Raw genomic sequence first — 1440 nt, forward strand, 5'->3', positions numbered from 1 at the left:
TGTTCCCAGCGCTTAATGACCTCATACCATTGTTCTTCCGTCATAAACCAAAGCTCTTTGTATTATCAATGCAATCAGTTTGCCAGATTTAAAACAGTATTCTAGATGGGGTTCGTGGGACGCTTACGGATAAACTGGTAGAGCCATAAAATTTATCTTATAGGTATGTTTTTAGGAATGGACTCTTTGATATTCGTAAATATGGCGCAGAAGTCTCCATAGAATTAAATAAACGGACAGAAGATGTCGCAAGATGGCTGTTAGGTGAAGAAAACAAGGGGCGTTCTAATAATACTGTGCTTGCCTTTGGTCAAGATAGTGCTTCATTAAAAGTTACCTTAACAGGCAAATTTCGAGGTCATTATAAAGATTGGTCAAAGGATAATGATCGTGGCGATTTAATTTCACTCATCATGCGTGAGAAAGGATTAAACTACGCTGACGCTGTAGCTGAGGGAGCCAAAATGATCTCTATGCCAGAAGCTTATGATATTAAGGAAACAAAAAATCATGAAGCGTTAAGCAAGGATATTCCTTATGATGAGCGTAAAAAACTATCGTTTGAACGTGCGGTTAAAATATGGAATAAATCGCATCCAGTTAAAGGCACTTTAGCAGAGAAATACTTAACACAGCATCGCGGCATTAAGGATTATCAAGGTGCCGATGTTAAATACAATGCCAGTGTATATACCGATGAAGTCAAAGGTAAATATCAACCTGCGTTAGTTGCTCAATTCAAAAACGAAAAAGGCGAACTAACAGGCGTTGAATCAATATACCTTGAGCGTGGCACGGGCAAAAAAATGTCACAACTTAAAATTGGTAAAAGAAGTTATGGCACGAAAATAGGTAGTGCCGTTTTGATTAGCAAAGGCAATGTAAAATTGAACAATGTTACTTTTTTAGCTGAGGGTGTTGTGACGGCTTTATCTATCAAACAAGCCTTTAAATATGCGCATATATTAGCGGCAGGTGGTAATGAAAACTTTGCAAATATCAATCCTGATATGCTCAAAGATAATGTGCTTATTTGTGCCGATAATGATGGTAAACCATTAATCAAAGATTCTGCTTTAGTTAAAGCAATACAGTTATTTGAAAAAGCAGGGAAACAGGTTAAGGTTGTGTTTCCCAATATGATTGGCGATAACAAAACGGACTATAACGATACCCTTAAGCAAGGTAGTGTTAAGGCTGTTTATGAAAAGCTTAACCCTACGTATCAAGTCTTATTAAAGCATGATAAAAACATGAAATAATTGATTAATAAAATGATAGCGCACGGTGATTTGAAAGATAATGATATTGAAAAGAGAGCAACACATATATAGCTATTTAAGCAGCTTTTCGGTAAATTTTATTCTCCACTGCTAACCAATCCTTTTCCCAATTACTCCCTATTTTAGCAGCCCTAATCTGGATTATTTGGTGAGCACC

Annotated in this window: 1 protein-coding gene; it reads left to right on the forward strand. The window is 36.6% G+C overall.

Features of this window, described 5'->3' with window-relative positions; genetic code table 11:
- Window positions 1-296: 296 nt before the first annotated feature.
- Window positions 297-1262 carry a DUF7146 domain-containing protein gene (locus IE867_RS14930; RefSeq protein WP_192485402.1) on the forward strand — a complete coding sequence of 322 codons (966 nt, stop codon included), beginning with the start codon at window positions 297-299 and terminating at the stop codon, window positions 1260-1262.
- Window positions 1263-1440: the final 178 nt, after the last annotated feature.

The sequence above is a fragment of the Cysteiniphilum marinum genome (genome assembly GCF_014857925.1).
GTDB lineage: Bacteria > Pseudomonadota > Gammaproteobacteria > Francisellales > Francisellaceae > Caedibacter > Caedibacter marinus.